The following is an 18,494-nucleotide window of genomic DNA, read 5'->3' as shown; positions in this document are numbered from 1 at the left end:
CGCCTACACCTCCGTCCTTGCCTGTGGGCGAAGGGGCATTGGCCCTCAAGCCCGCAGCGGCGAAGCCTGCGCAGACGAAGGCACCTGCTGCCATGCCGCCGGTAGGCACGCCCCCGGTCCAGCCTGCCAGGCGGCCGCCTGCCGCTACGCCCAAATCTCCTACACAGGCGTCGGCCAGCGGTACTGCGGCACCGAAACCAACTGCATCAAAGCCGCCTGTTTCCAAGCCCGCTGCTCCAAAGACAGCAGTTCCGAATGCCGCAGCCGCCAAGGGGGCGTTTGTCGTCCAGGTGGCTGCATTCTCGTCCGAGCCTTCTGCGCGCAAAATCGCCTGGCAGCTTGGTGCGAGCGTTTCGCAGGCCGGGAAATTCTGGCGCGTGCGCCTCGGCCCTTACAGCAACCGTGCACAAGCTGCGCAGGCGCTGGAGAAGGCAAAGGGTGCAGGTTATAGGGACGCACGAATCCAGAGCGCGGACTGACCTTCATGGCTCCCGTGCGGTAGAAAGCCAGGCGTCCGGCGGACGCGCGGGAGAATACGGATCTTGAAGTCCAGTCTGAATGCTCTGAAGCTCGTCCTTGCCGTCGCGTTGCCCGCCAGCGCCGCCGGGGCAGCCATACCCACTCCGCCGGCCCAGCTGGCACGTATCCCGGTAAGCATCCTTGTCGACCTGGGATCGGGCCAGGTGCTGGAACAGCGACACCCGGACACGCCGTTCCTACCCGCTTCGGTAACCAAGGTGATGACCGCCTACGTCGCCTTCGAGGAGATCGGCGCAGGCCGCCTCAGCATGGATCGCAAATTCAACGAACGCCCCGAGACGGAGCGTGAATGGTTTGCAAAAGGTACAAATATGTACCTGACGACGAAGGATTTTCCAACAACTCGCGATCTGCTCCACGGGATCATGACCGCATCCGCAAACGACGCGTCGATCGTGCTGGGCGAGGGTTACGCGGGCAGCGTTGCGGGATGGACGGCGAAGATGAATGACGCCGCTCGCCGGCTCGGCATGACGCGCAGCCATTACAATACGCCCAATGGCTGGATGGATGAGGGCAACACTTACGTCACCGCCCGCGATCTGGTGCGCCTCGCTGATGCGATGATCACCCGCTACCCCGATCTTTACCGTGAGTTTTCCGGGCACAAGCGCTGGCTCTGGCGCGATGTCGCCATGCGCAGCCATGACCCGACGGTAGGCGTCGTGCCCGGGGCCGACGGCATCAAAACCGGCTACACCCGCGAGGCTGGCTACAACTTCCTCGGTACTGCCGAGCGTGGTGGACGCCGCCTCGTCATGGTGCTGGCCGGTTCACCGCTGCCCAAGGTGCGCGACGATGCTGCAAAGGCGCTGCTCGAATGGGGCTTTACTGCCTGGGATACGCGCCATCTATTCGATCAGGGGCAGACAGTAGCGCAGGCCCGCATTCAGGGCGGAGACGCGCGCACGCTGCCGCTCGTCGCCAACCGCGAAGTCCACGCTACTATCGCACGCGGCAGTAAGCCCGGCATCACGCTCGCCGTCCACTATCGCGGGCCGATTGTTGCCCCGGTTCGCAAGGGCGAGCAGGTAGGCGAACTGGAAATCCGCGTTGCCGGCCTCGCACCGGGCCGCGTGCCGCTCTACGCCGGGCGTGATGTCGGCAAGGCCGGCACGCTGGACAGGCTGTGGAACGGGCTTATCAACCTTTTCACATGATGCAGGGAAGATTCATCGCGCTCGAAGGCGGCGAGGGGGCTGGCAAGTCCACGCAGGCCCGCCTGCTGGCTGAGGCCCTGCGCGAACGTGGGCTGGAAGTCGTGATTACCCGCGAGCCGGGCGGCACGCCGGGAGCGGAGGCCGTCCGCGCCCTGCTGCTCGACGGCGTCGAGGGCGATCATGGCGAAAGCTGGAATCCGCGCGCCGAAGCACTGCTGTTCGCGGCTGCGCGCTCTGATCACGTGCACCGCCTGATACGCCCGGCCTTGGCGCGCGGCGCCTGGGTGATCTGCGACCGTTATCTCGATTCGAGCCGGGCATACCAGGGTGGCGGCAGCGGATTGTCCGACGCCGATATCGGCTTGCTCCACCAGATCGGCAGCGAGGGTCTCTTGCCCGACCTGACCCTGCTGGTCGAAGTGTCTCCCGAAGTCGCAGTCAATCGCCTGACCTTGCGCGACACGGACGGATCAGACCGGATCGGCGGCCGCGATAGCGCCTACCACGCACGCGTTGCCGGTGCCTTTTCAACCTTTGCCGATGCCGAACCGGCTCGCTTCGCCCGCATCGACGGTAACGGCGACCCGCAGTCGACCCACGCGCTTGTGCTCGCCGCGCTGGATGCGCAACTGGCGCCCGGCGAATGAACGCATCTTTCATCGGCCAGGAAGCGGCGTGGCAGGAATGGCTGTCCGCCGTCGCTTCCGAACGGATGCACCATGCCTGGCTGCTGAGCGGCGCCAAGGGACTGGGTAAGCGCGCTTTTGCCCGTGCCGCCGCTGCCCAACTGGTGCGCCTCCCGGGGCAACCGTTGCCCGAGGTCGATGGCCATCCTGATATCCTGACCCTCGAACACCTTCCCGCCAACGATGACGAGGCGAAGAAGAAAGCTGAAGGCAAGCCGTACCAGACCAAGCGCAACATCACCGTCGACCAGGTGCGCGCCATGATCCGTCGCCTCGTCACCAAACCCACCTTGGGCGAAAAGCGCGCGATCATCATCGATCCGGCCGACGACATGGAGAAGGGCGCCGTCAACGCCCTGCTCAAGGCGCTGGAGGAGCCGCCTTTCGGCACCTATTTCCTGCTTCTGACGCACCAGCCCGGCCGCCTGCTGCCCACCGTCCGCTCGCGCTGCCGTGTCCTGCGCTTCGCCGCGCTGGGCGCGGAGGAACTCGACACGATGATCCAGCAAGCAGCTCCTCAGGCAGATGCCGCTGCGCGCGGCGCCGCTATCGCCGCTTCACACGGCTCGCCCGGCGTCGCGCTCGATTTCGTCGAGCATGAGCTTGGCGGTATTCACCGCCTGATGCTGCGTATCCTGCGCGAGGGAGACGCCCAGTTCCACTTGCGCGGGCTTCTTGCCGACGAGATGGGCGCCCGCCCGGCTCGCAACCGCCAGATCGCCACACTGGAACTGGCGCGCTCAGTGCTAGTCCACCAGCTTCGCGACGCCTCGCGCGCCCGGCAGATGAAAATCATCGAAGCGCACGGCGTCCTGACGAAGCTGTCGACCCAAGCCTCCACCTACAATTTCGACGCCGGGCTCCTTATAATGGAAATTGGCGGGTTGCTGGCCTCGGCCGCGATGCCTAGAGAAGCGGCTCGCTAGCGTATTTTCGCGAAGGGTCGAATGATGCGGCACCTTCTTCAGAAAATACATGAGCTTTGAACATTAAACATCAGATAGAAAGCGCGACGCCGCATGGGCGAGCCCTATTACATTACGACTGCGATCAGCTACCCGAACGGTAAGCCGCACATCGGCCACGCCTACGAGGCGATCGCCGCCGACGTCGTCGCCCGCTTCAAGAAGGCGGAAGGTTTCGACGTACGCTTCCAGACCGGCACCGACGAGCATGGCCTGAAGATGGCCCAGAAGGCTCGCGATCTTGACATGACACCGGCCGATCTGGCGACGGAAATGTCACAGCATTTCCGTGACATGTGCGATACGCTTAACATCGGATACGATGTCTTCATCCGCACAACCGAGCCGCGCCACCATGCCGCGACGCAGGAACTGTGGAAGCGCATGGAGGCTGCCGGCGACCTCTACCTCGACCGCTACGAGGGTTGGTACTCGGTGCGCGACGAAGCCTACTACGACGAAAGTGAACTCGTCGCAGGCGAGGGCGGCGAAAAGCTGTCCCCCCAAGGCACGCCCGTGGAGTGGACCGTCGAGGAATCGTGGTTCTTCCGCCTTTCGAAATATCAGGACAAGCTGCTCGACCTTTACGGATCGAGCGATTTCATCCGTCCCGACAGCCGCAGGAACGAAATCCTGCGCTTCGTCGAGGGCGGCCTGCGGGATCTCTCGGTATCGCGCACCAGCTTCGACTGGGGCATCAAGGTGCCCGGCAGCGATAACCATGTGATGTACGTCTGGGTCGATGCCCTGACGAACTATATCACCGGCCTCGGCTTCCCTGACGAGAACGGCGATTACGCGAAATTCTGGCCCGCAGACCTGCACCTGATCGGCAAGGATATCGTACGTTTCCACACGGTCTACTGGCCAGCATTCCTGATGAGCGCCGAACTGCCGGTGCCCAAGCAGGTCTTCGGCCACGGCTTCCTGCTGAACCGCGGCCAGAAGGAATCGAAATCGCTGGGCAACGTTACCGATCCGATCGGGCTTGCGGAAACCTTCGGCGTGGACGCAGTCCGCTACTTCCTGCTGCGCGAAGTCGCGTTCGGCCAAGACGGTTCTTGGTCGCACGAGGCGATCGTGACGCGTGCGAACGCCGAACTAGCCAACAGTTTCGGCAATCTTGCTCAGCGCAGCTTGTCCATGATCTTCAAGAACATGGATGGCGAAGTTAAGGCTGGCTTGCCCGAAACCCAAGCCGACGCCGCGCTTTTCGCCGCCGTCGCTGAGGGCATTGCCGGACTGCGCACCGCCTTCGATGCGCTGGACTTCAGCAACGGCCTCGACGCCTGGATGCGCGCAGTCTTCGCCTGCAACCAGTATGTGGACGAGCAGGCCCCCTGGACCCTGCGCAAGACCGACCCGGCCCGCATGGAAGCCGTGCTGATGACGCTTTTCCGCGTCGTGCGCGACCTTGCCATCGCGGTGCGCCCCGTGGTGCCTGCATCGATCGACGCCCTGCTCGACCAAATGGCCCTGGCCCCCGAAGCGCGCAATTACGCAGCGCTGGCCGACAAGGGCTGGTTCGCCACACTGGTCGCTACGGGCTACAAGGTCGACAAGCCCGTTGGCGTCTTCCCACGCCTTGAAATGCCAGAGGTGGCAGCCGTCTGATGCTCATCGATTCGCACTGCCATCTTGAATACGAAGGCCTCGTCGAGGACCAGCAGGCCGTGCTCACACGCGCCCGTGAAGCCGGAATCGCTGGGTTCCTCAACATCTCGACGCGGCAGCGCGAATGGGACCGCGTGGTCGCTACCGCTACGCGCGAGCGCGACGTCTGGGCCTCGATCGGCATCCATCCTCACGAAGCCGATCAGCACGCTGATCTGGGCGAAGGCGCCTTGCTCGAAGCCGCCGCCCACCCGCGTGTAATCGGCATCGGTGAAACCGGGCTCGATTACTATTACGACAAGTCCGACCGTACCGTTCAACAAGCCCTGTTCCGCACCCACATCGCCGTGGCGCGCGAAACCGGCTTGCCGATCATCATCCACACCCGCGACGCCGAAGAGGATACCGCCCACATCCTTGAGGACGAAATGGGGAAGGGGGCTTTCCCAGCCCTGATCCACTGCTTCACCGCCAGCGCCGAATTCGGCCGCAAGGTACTCGACCTGGGCCTGACGATCAGCATTTCGGGAATCGTGACTTTCAAGAATGCCAAGGACTTGCAGGAGGTCGTAAAGGTCATTCCCGAAGATCGCCTGCTGGTCGAAACGGACTCGCCATTCCTGGCGCCGATCCCGCATCGCGGCCGCAAGTGTGAGCCGGCGTTCACCGCCGACACCGCGCGTTTCGTAGCAGACCTGCGCGGCGTGACCCTTGAACAGCTTGGCGAAACCACGACGCGCAATTTCTTCGGTCTGTTCACTAAAGCCGCTTACGCGGACAGCCCCGCGTGAAGCTGACGATCCTCGGTAGCGGGACGTCCACGGGTGTCCCACGTCTCGGCGGCGAGGACGGCAAGGCCGATTGGGGCCTGTGCGATCCTGAGGAACCCCGCAACCGCCGCACCCGCGTCGCCATTATGGTCGAAAGCGACGCTGGTTCGCGCATCCTGGTTGATACTCCGACGGACTTGCGCGCGCAGCTTTTGGCGAACGAATTCCACCGCATCGACGCGGTATTCTGGACCCACGACCACGCCGACCATTGCCACGGCATCGACGATCTCCGGCCGCTGCGCTACGGTCGTGCCGGGCCGATTCCGGGCTTTGCCGCGTCGGAAACGGTGCGCAGGCTGCGCCAGCGTTTCGGCTACGTCTTTGCCGGGCAGTTCGGGTATCCGACACTGGTTTCGCTGGATAATCTCGATACGCTGCGACTGTGTGAAGGTTTTCGGGTAGGCCATACCCAAATGCCGCACGGCCCGGCTGAATCAACCGGTTTCCTCTTTGATGCCGATGGAAAATCAATCGGTTACGCGACAGACTTCAGCGAGATTACGAAAGGCATGGTAGACTTGTTCTACGGCTGCGATGTGCTGGTCATCGACTGCCTGCGCCGTGAACCGCATCCGACTCATTCGCATCTGGCGATGTCGCTTGAACTGGCCGCGACCTGCCGGGTTGGTACAGCAGTGCTGACGCATCTCGACAAGAGCATGGACTATGCCACGCTGAGCGCGCAGGTTCCCGAGAATGTCCATATCGCCTACGACGGGTTGGTGATCACGCCATGAGCCAGACAGCCATGATCATGTCGGCCATCTCATTGATCGGTTGCCTGATACTGGTGACGCGCAATTCGCAGCTTCGTTCGCTCGGTGCGGGGAAGACGATGCGAATGGTGGCGATATGGGCGGCCATCATCATCGGCCTCGTGCTGGTCATTCAACTGTCCGGTTTCAGGATACAGTCTTGAGTATGACTAGTTCAATCAAAGTTAAATTTAACATAATAACTATTATCGATCCAATATGACCGACAGACGACACCAGCAAATTGACCGCCTCCTAACCATCATGGCCCGCTTGCGTGATCCGCAGACGGGCTGCGAATGGGACCGCGAGCAAACTTTCGCCACGATCGCGCCTTATACCATCGAGGAAGCCTACGAAGTCGCTGAAGCGATTGCGCACGACGATCTCGCATCGCTGCGCGACGAACTGGGCGATCTACTGCTTCAGGTCGTGTTTCACGCCCGCATGGCCGAGGAACTCGGCCACTTCGCCTTTGCCGACGTGGCCTCAGCGATTTCGAACAAGCTGGAAGCGCGTCATCCACATATCTTTGGCGATGACATTTCCGGCGATGCCCAGGCCGAACGCTGGGAAACGATCAAAGCCCAAGAGCGCGCTGCCAAGGGCGCGACGAGTGCCATCGACGGCGTGGCGCTTTCGCTGCCAGGGTTGATGCGGGCGGAGAAGTTGCAGAAACGCGCCGCGCGGGTGGGCTTCGATTGGCCCGACCCCAGCGGCGCTGCCGATAAGGTCCGCGAAGAAATGGCCGAACTGGACGAGGCCTCCGAGGCGGACAAGCTGGAGGAAGCGGGCGATCTGTTGTTTGCAGCGGTCAACCTTGTCCGCCTGAATGGTATTGCTCCCGAGGATGCCTTGCGTTCCGCGAACACGAAGTTCGAACGTCGTTTCCGGGGTATGGAGACACTGGCAGCGAGCGACGGCGTCGATTTCTCAGGCCTGTCGCTTGATGAACAGGGAGCCTACTGGCAGGCGGTTAAACACGCCGAAAAGGAGTGATTTGAAACGTGCGCCCCTCCCCATCGTTTCACGACAGGGAGGGTTTGAGACTTCAAAGAGACGTAAAACGACCGAGTTCGCGTTCAGACAGACGTGCCTGAATGCGCAGCAGGGGCCCCTCCTCGCCTTCGCCGGCATCTTCCTCGGCCACGACTTCGCCGCGGGCGTGGAGGAAGGCCAAGCGCTGGCCGTCGGCGGCTGGGATCACGAAGCTGTAGACCTTCGAATCGAGCGTCAGCGTGCGGCTGACGACCGAGAGCATATCCTCACAGCCCTCTCCAGTCAGCGCTGAAACGGGGATGATCGTCTCACCATCACGGTGCGACATCGCCTCGCGCAGCGCTTCGATCTGCTCGGGCGCGAGCAAGTCCCACTTGTTCCAGACCTCGATGATCGGGATCAGCGGAGCCGGCCCCTCCTCTTCCTCATCATCGCGGCCCCAGCCTATAACGCGGTCATCCTGCTCCTTTCGGCGCAAGGCCCGTTCGTCGATTTTCGGCTCCATCACACCGAGGTCGGCAAGAATGTCGAGAACCTGACGTTTCTGGGCTTCGGTATCGGGATTGGCCATGTCGCGCACGTGGACGATGACATCGGCGGCGGTCACCTCTTCCAATGTCGCGCGGAAAGCGGCGACAAGCTGCGTCGGCAGGTCCGAGATGAAGCCCACGGTGTCCGAGAGGATCGCCTTTTCGAGGCCCGGCAGGCGAATCGCGCGCATCGTCGGGTCAAGCGTGGCGAAGAGGAGGTCTTCCGCCATGACTTCCGCGCCGGTCAGGCGGTTGAACAGCGTCGACTTGCCGGCGTTGGTGTAGCCGACCAGCGCGACGATCGGCCAAGGCGCCTTCTCGCGCCGATCGCGGTGCAGGCCGCGGGTGCGGCGGACTTGCTCCAGTTCGCGGCGGATTTTGGCCATACGATCGCGGATCAGGCGACGGTCCGCCTCGATCTGGGTTTCACCCGGGCCGCCGAGGAAGCCGAAGCCCCCGCGCTGACGCTCAAGGTGGGTCCAGCTGCGCACGAGGCGGCCGGCCTGGTAATCGAGGTGGGCGAGTTCGACTTGCAGACGGCCTTCCGCTGTCGCCGCGCGCTCACCGAAGATTTCCAGAATCAGCCCGGTGCGGTCGATGACCTTGCGCTTGAGCTTTTCTTCGAGGTTGCGCTGCTGGATCGCAGTGAGCGAACCATCGACGATGATCAGTTCGGCTTCGTTCAGCGTGCAGGCGACCGAGATGTTCTGGATCTGGCCTTCGCCGAACAACGTGGCGGCACGCGGTTCGCGGATGACGATGGCCATCGCTTCGACCACTTCCAGCCCGATCGCAAGGGCAAGGCCCTTTGCTTCTTCCAACCGTGCATCCACATCGAGGTCGGCCATCTGACCCCGAGGGCCACGCATTTGCGGATAAACGACGAGGGCACGCGCACCGCGCGTGACCTCGTCCATAAGTTCGTCGTTCAAATCAGTTCAGCTTCCAGAGTTGCGACGTCAATCGTCGGCTTCCTCATGCGCCTGAAGGTCGACCGGAGTCACGGGCTGAATCGTCGAAACGGCATGCTTGTAGGCAAGCTGCACGTAACCTTCGCGTTCCAGCAGCATGCAGAACAGGTCATATGCTGCAACGCGGCCCTGAAGCATGACGCCGTTGATAAGGAACATCGTGACCTGCACACCGGCGTTGCGGATGCTGGAAAGGAATACATCCTGCAGGACGCGGAGCTTCTTTGCGCTCTCCGACCCGTTCGAAAACTGGCGCGCATCCACCGGGGTCGACGGCATGATCGTCGAGATCGCGTGCTTGTAAACGAGCTGCGACTGGCCGTCGCGGCGCAGCAGGATCGAGAAATTGTCAAACCAGGTGACGATGCCCTGGAGCTTGACGCCCTTGACCAGGAACATGGTAACCGGGGTCTTGTTCTTGCGCAGGAGATTCAGGAACTGATCCTGGAGGTTCTGTCCCTTCCCTGCGGCAGGCGCAGACGTACCGGCACTTACGGGAACCCCGGCGGTTACAGAAACCTCAGCCGACTCGGGAGCGGGCGGCGGCGTGGGCTTTGGGCGCGCCGTGAGAGTTCGTCCAGCCATTGTATTCTCCTTCTTTTTGGCGGCCGCTTATGCGGTCCGCGATCTGGTGCCGGATAGCCGAGCACCGTTCTCGAATCAGAAACTACCGTTTTGCTGCAATGCAGTAAACGGGATTTTTGTAGCAAAAATGTTACAGCGCCAGAATTATCGTAAAAATTGCAGAGATAATAATTTGGCGTGCATCGTCAGAGCGCTTCGTCGGCGTCCGTTTCGTCCTCGCGCCGTTCCGACATGCCAAGCAGCTTGAGCTTGCGATGGAGGGCTGAACGCTCCATCCCGATGAAGGCGGCGGTTTTTGAGATATTCCCGGAAAACCGCCGAATCTGTACGCGCAAGTATTCACGTTCGAAGCTCTCGCGGGCTTCGCGCAGGGGTGCGCTCATCATCACGGTAGCGCCGGCATCGGCCGCGCCCCGGCTGTTGAAGATTTCCGGCGGCAGCATGTCGCCCTCGATCCGTGCCAGCTTTTCGCGTGGGGCCATGATGACGGTACGCTCCACGACGTTGCGTAGCTGGCGCACGTTGCCGGGCCATTCGTAGGCCTGTAGCGCGGTCATGGCCTCGCCGCTGACCTGCGGTGGGGGCACGCCCTGCTCGTTGGCGTAGCGTGCAAAGAAGTGGTCGATAAGTGCCGGAATGTCGTCGCGGCGCTCGCGCAATGCCGGGATCGAAACCGGGACCACGTTGAGGCGGTAGAACAGGTCCTCGCGGAAGCGGCGCTCGGCGATCTCTTTTTCCAGATCGCGCGAGGTAGAAGAGACCACGCGAACGTCGACGCGGATCTGGCGGGTGCCGCCCACGCGCACGAAGGCCTGGTCGGTCAGCACGCGCAGGATGCGGGCCTGGGTGGAAAGTGGCATGTCGGCCACTTCGTCGAAATAAAGTGTGCCGCCGTCCGCCGTTTCCAGCAGGCCCGGACGGATGAGGGCGCCGTCCGCCTCTTCGCCGAACAGTTCCTGCTCGAAGCGTTCCGGGGTGATGCGGGCGGAATTTACGCTGACGAAGGCGTTGTCGGCACGCGGGCTCCAGGCGTGGAGCAGGCGCGCGGCCACTTCCTTACCCGACCCGGCAGGGCCGGTGATGAGAAGGCGGCTGCCCGTGTTGGCGATGCGTTTGAGTGTGGCGCGGACCTGGTTGATCGCGCCACTGGAGCCGGTGAATTCCTCCGACCCGGTGAAGCCCTGCCCTTGCTTGAGCTGAGCGTTTTCACGGCGCAGGCGCTCTGTCTCGGTCGCGCGCCCGACGAGATGGAGCAGTTTTTCGGCCTCGAAGGGCTTTTCAATAAAGTCCACCGCCCCCCGGCTGATCGCGGCGACGGCGGTGTCGATGTTGCCGTGGCCGGAGAAGATGATGACGGGCAGTTCGGGTTCACGCGACTTGATCGCGTCGAGCACTTCGAGGCCATCCATCGGACTGCCGTGAAGCCATACGTCGAGCAGGACGAGCGACGGGCGGCGGGCGTCGACTGCGGCGAGCGCGGCCTCGCTGTCGCCGGCGGTGCGGCATTCGTAGCCTTCGTCGCTCAGTACGCCGGCGACCAGTTCGCGGATATCGCGCTCATCGTCGACGATCAGGATTTCGAGTGCCATGGGCTTTTCTTCTTCGTCTTGAGGTCGTTTGTTGTCGGGCTGGCAGTAACCGGCGCGAAGGCCATCATTGCGCGGCCTCGGTCTTGCGGCCCTGATCGAGGGCCATTGGATCGTGGGCGAAGCGCATCGTCACTGTGGTGCCGCCGCCTTGCGCGGCGGTGAACGTCATTTCTCCGCCGTGTTCCTCGATGATCTTGTTAACGATCGCGAGGCCGAGGCCGGTGCCCTTCTCCCGCGTGGTGACGTAGGGTTCGATCAGGCGCTCCTTGTCCTGCGACAGACCGATACCGTTGTCGGTGACACGCACGAGGATCGAATGATCGTGATCGGCGACTTCAACCGAGATCGCACCGCGATAGTCTTCGTCAGCCGTCTTGGCTTTGGCTTCGATGGCTTCGACGGCGTTCTTGAGCACGTTCGTCATCGCCTGGCCGAACTGGTGGCGATCACAGTCGATGGTGCCGATTTCGCGGCCGCTGCTGAAGGCGAAATCGATGTCCGGGCGAGCGACTTCCTGCAGGAACAGCGCCTGGCGGGTGAGCGCGGCCGGGTCCTCGGCGCGGAACACCGGCTTGGGCAGGCGCGCGAAGGACGAGAACTCGTCGACCATCTTGCGCAGTTCGCCTACCTGCCGGATGATAGTGCGGGTAAGATCCTGGAACAGTTCGGGGTTGTCCGTAATCTGCTTGAGATAGCGGCGGCTCAGGCGTTCCGTCGCAAGCTGGATCGGGGTGAGCGGGTTCTTGATCTCGTGGGCGATGCGCCGCGCCACGTCGGACCAGGCGGCGGTGCGCTGGTCGAGCAGCTGGCGGGTGATATCCTCGAAGGTGATGACGTGGCCGGTCGCATCGCGGCTCGTCTTGACGGCAAGCGTGAGCAGGTCGCCGCCGCGATTGTACTGGACGATCCCATCCGAAGACCCCTGCTCCACCAGAGCAGCAATGGGCGGCGCCAGTTCGGCGATCAGCATGCCCTCAGGCACTTCGCCGCTACGGTCGGTCAGCAGTTTCTGCGCAGTGCTGTTCATCAGCAGGATGCGGCCCTGATCGTCGAGCGAGACGATACCCGAGGTGACCGATTCCAGCACTGCCTCGATGAACAGGCGGCGTTCGTGAAGCTGCCGATTGGCGCCCAGCAACGCTTGGGTCTGCTTCTCGATCTGGCCGGTCATGCGGTTGAAGGCGCGGTTGAGAAGACCGATCTCGTCGGCGCCAGTGCGCCCTTCGATCCGCAGGGCATAATTACCTGCGCCCACCCGGCGCGCGGCGTCCACAAGCTCGTAAAGCGGGGCCACTTGCCGGTCGGCGAAGCGCAGCGCGAACCATACGGCAAGTCCGACGAGCGCCAGCGAGGCGACAAACAGCGCAACGTTGAAGCGCAGTTGCAAAACGCGAGCCCGGCTGGTCAGTACCTCATAGGCCTGGACGATATTCTCTGCCCGCTCGCCCTGGCTCAGCGCTAGCAGGTCGGAACTGCGGATGACGAGGAGGTAGACGCCGGAGGAGCGATCAATCGGCGTCGTCGCGACGATCCTGTTGTCCCTTGCGTTCGCGACGTAGGGCTCGCCTTTGCTCAGCTTGGTCAGATCGTCCTGGCTGATGCGGTTGTTTTCGGCCTGACCATCGGGATCTGCGACGATCGGTGTGCGCTGGTTGCCGTCCGCGTCGATCTGGATCAGCGCTGCGAACGCCAGATTACGGCGGACTACCTGATCGGCGAGGAAGGTCTGAAAATAACGGCTGGCAACTGGATTGGCAGTCAACACATCGCGCGAATCCTGCGCCATGGCGACTGATTCATAGCCGACGTCACGCACCGTTTGTTCGTAGTAGCCGCGCGCCAGTTTGTTGGCGTTTTCCAACAATCCGCGCGAACTGTCGGAGAACCAGAACTCGACGCCGGACTGGAACAGCCACGATGCGAAGACCACGACGAGCAGCGTCGGAACCGCCGAAATCAGCGAAAATATGAAAACCAGACGCACGTGCATCTGGCCAGTGCCGCCGATGCTTTCGGCGGCGCGGCGCAAAGCCATGCGGCGGCCCAGCAGCACCAGAATCGCCATCGCAGGAACCAGCGTGCCGACCAGCAGGCTGGCAGTGAGGTTCGAGGGCAACAGTTCGCGCTTGTCGCCGCCGTTGTTCAGGGCGACCCATGTGGCCACTGTCATCGTCAGGAATGCGGCGACCGAAATCACCTCCATGAAGGCGAAAATGTTCGCCCGGCGCGCAGCTACCTGCATGCGCCGCCACCATCGCGGCCAAGTGCGTTTCTGAGCGAAGCCGTCCATCATCGTTGCAGCGTTACAACAGCACTGTGGCCGGTCTGCAAGAGGGAATCCACCAACGCAGGATTACGATCGACGAGTGAATTCCTCTGGATCGAGCGACAGTTCGCCTAAGCGCTTGCGCAATGTGTTGCGATTGATCCCCAGTGCCTGCGCGGCACGCAGCTGATTTCCTGCGGTTTCCTTCAACACTTCGGCGAAGAGCGGGCGTTCGAATGCGGCCATGGCGCTGTCGTAGATGGTGCCGCTCGCCGGGCGGGTGGCAGAGAGCCACTGCGCAACCGCTGTAGCGATGTCGCCCGGGCCGGGCGCATGGCCGTTCATCGATGCGACCTGATCGGCGCCCTCACCCATTCCAGGCGCTGTCGCCGCGGGTTCAACCGTCAGCAGCGGCACGACCTGTTCGACATCGATGAGGTCCTCGCGCGCCAGCAGGGCCATGCGGTAGATGAAGTTCTTGAGTTCGCGCACGTTGCCGCGCCAGGGCTGGCGGCTGAGCAGTTCAGCGGCTTCAGCCGTAAGCTGGCGGCGCGGCAGGCCCTCGTTCGCGGCATGCTGGAGAAAATGGCGCGCGAGCACGTCGATGTCGTCGCGACGGTCGCGCAAGGGGGGCATGTGGATCGGCACCACATTGAGACGATAGAACAGGTCCTCGCGGAAGCGCCCGGCGGCGATTTCCGGCTCGAGATCCTTGTTGGTCGCGGCAACTATGCGGGTGTCGAGCTGGATTTCCTCACGCCCGCCGACGCGGCGGACCGAGCCGGACTGAAGCGCGCGTAGCAGACGGGTCTGCGCCTGCATCGGCATGTCGCCGATCTCGTCGAGGAACAGGGTGCCCCCCGCCGCCTGCTCGAACTTGCCGACATGGCGCGCGACGGCGCCGGTGAAGGCGCCCTTTTCGTGCCCGAACAGCTCGCTCTCGATTAGTTCGGCGGGAATCGCGGCGGTGTTCACGGCGATGAACGGACCGCTGCGGCGATTGCCGAGCTGGTGGATCGCCTCTGCGACGAGTTCCTTGCCCGTTCCTGATTCGCCCAGGATCAGCACCGTCAGGTCGTTGCGCAGCACGCGTGTGATCATGCGGAACACCGACTGCATCGCGGTGCTGCGGCCGACCAGTGGCAGCCCGTCGGCGACCGGCTCCTCACCTTCCAGCTGGCTCTGCGTCGCTCCGGCTGCCTGGCGCACGGTGCGCGCCAGTTCGTCGATGTCGAAGGGCTTGGGGAAGTATTCGAAAGCGCCGGTATCGGTGGCACGCACGGCGGTATCGAGCGTATTCTGGGCCGAGAGAATGACGATCGGCATACCCGGATGGAGCACGCGAACGCGGTCGATCGTCTCGATGCCGTCGCCGTCAGGCAGCATGACGTCAGTGACGAAGGCGGCGAAGCTGTGGTCGGCCAGTTGCCGGTCGCGCTCGGCGATGGTCTGGCAATGGACGACGGCAAAGCCCTCGTCCTCCAGCGCCGCCGTGATGACGATGGCAATGGACATGTCGTCCTCAAGCAACAGGACGCGCTGCGAATGAGGCATCATGCCGGCTTCCTTCTCACGCGGGTGCGTGTTTCCCGCGCGAGCGGCAGGTGGATGCGAAAATGCGTCAGCCCGGTCTCGTCGTCGCGGTCGTGGGTGATGCGGCCGTTCATGTCGCGCACCAGCTTGCGGACCAGTGGCAGGCCCAGCCCCTGCCCGGACTTCTTGGTGGTGACGAACGGTTCGAAGATGTGATCGCGCATGGCGGGGTCGATGCCGGCGCCATTGTCGCTCACCCGCACTTCGATCGGCAGGCGTAGCGGCGCATCGGAATCGCCGGTCTGCAACTGGAGACCGCTGGCGAAACGGGTACGGATCGTCACGCGCGGTTCGCCCCCGTCCCGGGCCGCGTCCTGACAGGCTTCGGCCGCGTTCGAGAGCAGGTTTATCATGACCTGCACCAGTCCATCGGGGCTGCCCAGGACGGAGGGGAGCGAGGGATCGAATTCCTCGATAAGGCGGAACCGGCGCGCGCCCTCCCCGTTCGCGGCGTCCAGCACGTCGATCGCGCGGCGGGCGGCCTCGTGGAGGTTGCAGGGCTCGACCGGCGGAGTGGTACGACCACTCAGCTTCTGCATGCGCTCAATCAGGGCGGCGATGCGGTCGACCTCGCCGGTGATGAGATCCGTCAGCGCGCGGTCGCGGTCGTCGATCTTGCGCGCCAGAAGCTGCGCCGCGCCGCGAATGCCGGCGAGCGGGTTCTTGATCTCGTGCGCCATGATCTCGGGGCCGCGCAGGACGGCGTTGTCGGGGCCGCCAGAATCGTCGCCCAGCGCATCGGCGGCGCTGTTGTCGTGGATGGTCAGGAGGCGCCAGCCCGGCGTATCAGCCACCGGGGCGACGTTGATGTCGACCCGCCGGGCACCCTTGCCCTTGAGTTCAACGACGACTTCGCGCGCCGAAACCGGCGTCTCGTAATCGTCGAGACGGTCGACGAGGCGGCGGTCGGAGATCGAAACGATCTCACGCAAGGGAACGCCGATAAGGCGCCGCGCCGACTGGCCGAAGAATTGCTCCGCCGCCGGGTTGAGCGAGGCGATCTTCAGCCCCGGTTCCAGTAGCAGCACGGCCTGCGGCAGGCTGGCCAGCAGCCGCTGGGGTTCAGGAACGGGCGTGCCCTGGGCCAGGCTCATGCCGCGTGAAGCTGCCCGTCGTCGGCAGCGTCGCCGCCGTCGCGGTACGGCGCATAGAATTCGGCAAGTTCGCGCAGGACTTGATCGGGATCGCTGATGAAGTTCACCTTGTTTCTGAACTCGGCCGAACCGCGTACGCCCTTAATGTACCAGCCAAGGTGCTTGCGGGCCATGCGCACGCCGGTGTCGGCGCCGTAGTGGAGCAGCATGTCTTCGTAATGAGCGCGCATGATTTCGTACTGCTCGCCGATGGTCGGGTCGGCGGCGACTTCGCTGCCGCGCCACCATTGCATGACCTGCGAGAGGAACCACGGCCGGCCATAGGCGCCGCGTCCGATCATCAGCCCGTCCGCGCCGGATTGTTCCAGCGCCTTCGAAGCGTCCTCGACCGTGCAGATATCGCCGTTGACGATGACCGGGATCGACACCGCATCCTTCACGCTCTGCACGAAGGCCCAGTCGGCCTCGCCCTTATACATCTGATTGCGGGTGCGGCCGTGGACGGTAATCATCTGCGCGCCCAGATCCTCGGCGATCCGTGCGAGTTCGGGAGCGTTGAGGCTGTCGTGACACCAGCCCATGCGCATCTTCACGGTAACCGGCACCTTGACCGCCTTGACGGTGGCCTCGATCAGCTTCGTTGCCAGCGGCACCTGGCGCATCAAAGCGGAACCGGCGTCGCCATTGACGACCTTGCGCACCGGGCAGCCCATGTTGATGTCGATAATTGCGGCGCCCTGCCCTTCGACGAGCTTGGCGGCTTCGGCCATCTGTTCAGGATCGCAGCCGACCAGCTGCATCGCGACGGGTTCCTCGATCACATCCCACATCGCCTTTTGCAGCGATACCCGCGTCTCGCGGATGGCCGCCGGGCTGGCGATCATCTCGGTGACGTTGAGGCCCGAGCCGAAGCCGCGCACCATCCGGCGGAACGGCAGGTCCGACACGCCCGTCATAGGCGCGAGCACGACCGGACAGTCGATCGTCACGGGACCGACGTGGATGGGCTTGAGTGCCGGGGGATTGGGCAAGTGAGTCATGGTCCGCGCAATACTGCCTAAAAAACAGGCAGCGCATAGTGGATTGCCCTTGCGCGGGCAAGCGATTACCGGCGAGAACAATGTCGCAATTCGTTTCAGAAGCCCCGAAATATACGGGAGAGCGCGCAATGGTAGCAGTTGCCGCGCTGGTCGTCGCTGCCGGGCAAGGCCTTCGCGCCGGGCAGCCAGTGCCCAAGCAGTTCGCCATGTGGCGCGGCAAGCCGGTTGTTCGCCACTCGGTGGAGGCGCTGGCTGCAGCGGGTTGCTTACCGATCCTCGTCGTCATTCCGCACGGCGCCGATGCGGCCGCGCGGGAAGCTCTGGCAGGGATCGCCGGAGTGCAATTCACCACCGGCGGCGCCACGCGGCAGGAATCGGTGCGGCTTGGCCTTGAGGTACTGGTCACCGCCGCGCCTGATAGGGTGCTAATCCATGACGCTGCCCGGCCGCTGGTGCCCGGCGAAGTCGTCGCCCGGTTGGTACAGGCACTGGAACGTCACAGCGGCGCGATCCCGGTTCTGGCCGTGGTGGACAGCATCGCTCACGCCGAGAAGGCCGAAAACGGTGATATCATGGGCGCTCCTGCCCGGCGCGAGGACCTGCGCCGGGTGCAGACCCCGCAAGCCTTCCGTTTCGAGGACATTCTTGCCGCCCACCGCGAATGGGACGGCGGCGCCGCTGCCGGGGACGATGCGCAAGTAGCGCAGGCCTGGGGCATGGAAATCGCCTTCGTCGAAGGGGACGAAATCTTGCACAAGCTGACTTACGCCGCCGACTTCGCTCTTTCGCAACCGCTGGTGCGGGTGGGCACCGGCTATGATGTCCACGCGCTGGAGGAAGGCGAGGAGTTGTGGCTCTGCGGCGTGCGCATCGCGCATACTCACGGCCTTTCCGGGCACAGTGACGCCGACGTGGCGATCCATGCGCTGGTTGACGCCATGCTCGGTGCGGTTGGGGCGGGCGATATCGGCCAGCACTTCCCGCCCAGCGACCCGCAGTGGAAAGGCGCGGCCTCCGACCGCTTCCTCGCCCATGCCGGAAAGCTGGTCGCCGAGGCAGGCTACGGTCTGGGCAATGCGGACGTGACGATCATCTGCGAAGCACCCAAGATCGGCCCACACCGCGAGGCCATGCGCGCCCGGCTTGCGCAGGTGCTCGGCGTTGACATCGCCGCCATCAGCGTGAAGGCAACCACCACCGAGAAGCTGGGTTTTACCGGAAGGCGCGAAGGCATTGCCGCGCAGGCCGCCGTCAGCCTGATCCGGCTCTAACAG

Annotated in this window: 17 protein-coding genes and 1 pseudogene; 10 read left to right on the top strand and 8 right to left on the bottom strand. The window is 63.6% G+C overall.

Annotated features, from left to right (window positions below):
- The coding region (locus GVL61_RS25105; protein ID WP_235037795.1) for a hypothetical protein at positions 1 to 226 on the bottom strand (226 nt) is incomplete at its 3' end.
- A 55-nt stretch (positions 227 to 281) separates the two neighbouring features.
- On the opposite strand from GVL61_RS25105, the pseudogene GVL61_RS25100 reads away from it, so the two are divergent.
- The 9 genes and pseudogenes from GVL61_RS25100 to mazG all read left to right on the top strand — a co-directional run.
- Positions 282 to 479, top strand: a pseudogene (locus GVL61_RS25100) (SPOR domain-containing protein); the annotation flags it as partial.
- A gap of 63 nt (positions 480 to 542) precedes the next feature.
- Positions 543 to 1,700: a D-alanyl-D-alanine carboxypeptidase family protein gene (locus tag GVL61_RS18935; RefSeq protein WP_159982210.1), complete on the top strand. Its 1,158-nt coding sequence runs from the start codon at positions 543 to 545 to the stop codon at positions 1,698 to 1,700.
- Positions 1,697 to 2,347, top strand: a complete 651-nt coding sequence (tmk, locus tag GVL61_RS18930; RefSeq protein WP_159982209.1) for a dTMP kinase — start codon at positions 1,697 to 1,699, stop codon at positions 2,345 to 2,347. Before GVL61_RS18935 ends, tmk begins: the two co-directional genes overlap by 4 nt.
- Complete coding sequence (locus GVL61_RS18925; RefSeq protein ID WP_159982208.1) at positions 2,344 to 3,312, top strand: AAA family ATPase; 969 nt, start codon at positions 2,344 to 2,346, stop codon at positions 3,310 to 3,312. Before tmk ends, GVL61_RS18925 begins: the two co-directional genes overlap by 4 nt.
- Before the next feature lie 93 nt (positions 3,313 to 3,405).
- Positions 3,406 to 4,965 (top strand): methionine--tRNA ligase, encoded by a 1,560-nt coding sequence (metG, locus tag GVL61_RS18920; RefSeq protein WP_159982207.1) that lies wholly within the window; start codon positions 3,406 to 3,408, stop codon positions 4,963 to 4,965.
- Entirely contained in the window at positions 4,965 to 5,756 is a 792-nt protein-coding gene (locus GVL61_RS18915) for a TatD family hydrolase (protein WP_159982206.1), read from the top strand. Before metG ends, GVL61_RS18915 begins: the two co-directional genes overlap by 1 nt.
- Positions 5,753 to 6,535, top strand: a complete 783-nt coding sequence (locus tag GVL61_RS18910; protein ID WP_159982205.1) for an MBL fold metallo-hydrolase — start codon at positions 5,753 to 5,755, stop codon at positions 6,533 to 6,535. The genes GVL61_RS18915 and GVL61_RS18910 overlap by 4 nt, the downstream gene beginning before the upstream one ends.
- Complete coding sequence (locus GVL61_RS18905; protein WP_159982204.1) at positions 6,532 to 6,717, top strand: hypothetical protein; 186 nt, start codon at positions 6,532 to 6,534, stop codon at positions 6,715 to 6,717. Before GVL61_RS18910 ends, GVL61_RS18905 begins: the two co-directional genes overlap by 4 nt.
- Positions 6,718 to 6,772: 55 nt before the next feature.
- Complete coding sequence (mazG, locus tag GVL61_RS18900) at positions 6,773 to 7,552, top strand: nucleoside triphosphate pyrophosphohydrolase (protein ID WP_159982203.1); 780 nt, start codon at positions 6,773 to 6,775, stop codon at positions 7,550 to 7,552.
- A 52-nt stretch (positions 7,553 to 7,604) separates the two neighbouring features.
- On the opposite strand, the gene hflX is transcribed toward mazG, so the two are convergent.
- The 7 genes from hflX to dusB all read right to left on the bottom strand — a co-directional run bounded on the left by hflX (position 7,605) and on the right by dusB (position 17,220).
- Positions 7,605 to 9,014 carry a GTPase HflX gene (gene hflX, locus GVL61_RS18895; protein WP_235037793.1) on the bottom strand — a complete coding sequence of 470 codons (1,410 nt, stop codon included), beginning with the start codon at positions 9,012 to 9,014 and terminating at the stop codon, positions 7,605 to 7,607.
- Between the two features lie 27 nt (positions 9,015 to 9,041).
- Positions 9,042 to 9,638: an RNA chaperone Hfq gene (gene hfq / locus GVL61_RS18890; RefSeq protein ID WP_159982202.1), complete on the bottom strand. Its 597-nt coding sequence runs from the start codon at positions 9,636 to 9,638 to the stop codon at positions 9,042 to 9,044.
- A 185-nt stretch (positions 9,639 to 9,823) separates the two neighbouring features.
- Positions 9,824 to 11,227 carry a sigma-54 dependent transcriptional regulator gene (locus GVL61_RS18885; RefSeq protein WP_159982201.1) on the bottom strand — a complete coding sequence of 468 codons (1,404 nt, stop codon included), beginning with the start codon at positions 11,225 to 11,227 and terminating at the stop codon, positions 9,824 to 9,826.
- Positions 11,228 to 11,291: 64 nt separating this feature from the next.
- Positions 11,292 to 13,469: an ATP-binding protein gene (locus GVL61_RS18880; protein WP_159982200.1), complete on the bottom strand. Its 2,178-nt coding sequence runs from the start codon at positions 13,467 to 13,469 to the stop codon at positions 11,292 to 11,294.
- A gap of 111 nt (positions 13,470 to 13,580) precedes the next feature.
- Entirely contained in the window at positions 13,581 to 15,047 is a 1,467-nt protein-coding gene (locus GVL61_RS18875; RefSeq protein ID WP_159982218.1) for a sigma-54 dependent transcriptional regulator, read from the bottom strand.
- Positions 15,047 to 16,180 (bottom strand): nitrogen regulation protein NR(II), encoded by a 1,134-nt coding sequence (locus GVL61_RS18870; protein ID WP_159982199.1) that lies wholly within the window; start codon positions 16,178 to 16,180, stop codon positions 15,047 to 15,049. The genes GVL61_RS18875 and GVL61_RS18870 overlap by 1 nt, the downstream gene beginning before the upstream one ends.
- Positions 16,177 to 17,220 (bottom strand): tRNA dihydrouridine synthase DusB, encoded by a 1,044-nt coding sequence (gene dusB, locus GVL61_RS18865; protein WP_159982198.1) that lies wholly within the window; start codon positions 17,218 to 17,220, stop codon positions 16,177 to 16,179. The genes GVL61_RS18870 and dusB overlap by 4 nt, the downstream gene beginning before the upstream one ends.
- 128 nt (positions 17,221 to 17,348) lie before the next feature.
- Here dusB and GVL61_RS18860 point away from each other — a divergent pair, with 128 nt between their 5' ends.
- Positions 17,349 to 18,491 carry a bifunctional 2-C-methyl-D-erythritol 4-phosphate cytidylyltransferase/2-C-methyl-D-erythritol 2,4-cyclodiphosphate synthase gene (locus GVL61_RS18860; RefSeq protein WP_235037792.1) on the top strand — a complete coding sequence of 381 codons (1,143 nt, stop codon included), beginning with the start codon at positions 17,349 to 17,351 and terminating at the stop codon, positions 18,489 to 18,491.
- Positions 18,492 to 18,494: the final 3 nt, after the last annotated feature.

This window comes from Novosphingobium sp. 18050 (assembly GCF_902706195.1).
Classification (GTDB): domain Bacteria; phylum Pseudomonadota; class Alphaproteobacteria; order Sphingomonadales; family Sphingomonadaceae; genus Novosphingobium.
Note: the sequence above shows the minus strand (reverse complement) of the source record. Positions and strands in the feature narration are given on the sequence as shown.

What these genes read in the sequence shown, in the direction of transcription:
- tmk (WP_159982209.1), top strand. Translation starts at nt 1,697, where the DNA reads ATGATGCAGGGAAGATTCATCGCGCTCGAAGGCGGCGAGGGGGCTGGC.
- GVL61_RS18925 (WP_159982208.1), top strand. Translation starts at nt 2,344, where the DNA reads ATGAACGCATCTTTCATCGGCCAGGAAGCGGCGTGGCAGGAATGGCTG.
- metG (WP_159982207.1), top strand. Translation starts at nt 3,406, where the DNA reads ATGGGCGAGCCCTATTACATTACGACTGCGATCAGCTACCCGAACGGT.
- GVL61_RS18915 (WP_159982206.1), top strand. Translation starts at nt 4,965, where the DNA reads ATGCTCATCGATTCGCACTGCCATCTTGAATACGAAGGCCTCGTCGAG.
- GVL61_RS18905 (WP_159982204.1), top strand. Translation starts at nt 6,532, where the DNA reads ATGAGCCAGACAGCCATGATCATGTCGGCCATCTCATTGATCGGTTGC.
- mazG (WP_159982203.1), top strand. Translation starts at nt 6,773, where the DNA reads ATGACCGACAGACGACACCAGCAAATTGACCGCCTCCTAACCATCATG.
- hfq (WP_159982202.1), bottom strand. Translation starts at nt 9,638, where the DNA reads ATGGCTGGACGAACTCTCACGGCGCGCCCAAAGCCCACGCCGCCGCCC.
- GVL61_RS18885 (WP_159982201.1), bottom strand. Translation starts at nt 11,227, where the DNA reads ATGGCACTCGAAATCCTGATCGTCGACGATGAGCGCGATATCCGCGAA.
- GVL61_RS18880 (WP_159982200.1), bottom strand. Translation starts at nt 13,469, where the DNA reads ATGCAGGTAGCTGCGCGCCGGGCGAACATTTTCGCCTTCATGGAGGTG.
- GVL61_RS18875 (WP_159982218.1), bottom strand. Translation starts at nt 15,047, where the DNA reads ATGCCTCATTCGCAGCGCGTCCTGTTGCTTGAGGACGACATGTCCATT.
- GVL61_RS18870 (WP_159982199.1), bottom strand. Translation starts at nt 16,180, where the DNA reads ATGAGCCTGGCCCAGGGCACGCCCGTTCCTGAACCCCAGCGGCTGCTG.
- dusB (WP_159982198.1), bottom strand. Translation starts at nt 17,220, where the DNA reads ATGACTCACTTGCCCAATCCCCCGGCACTCAAGCCCATCCACGTCGGT.
- GVL61_RS18860 (WP_235037792.1), top strand. Translation starts at nt 17,349, where the DNA reads ATGGTAGCAGTTGCCGCGCTGGTCGTCGCTGCCGGGCAAGGCCTTCGC.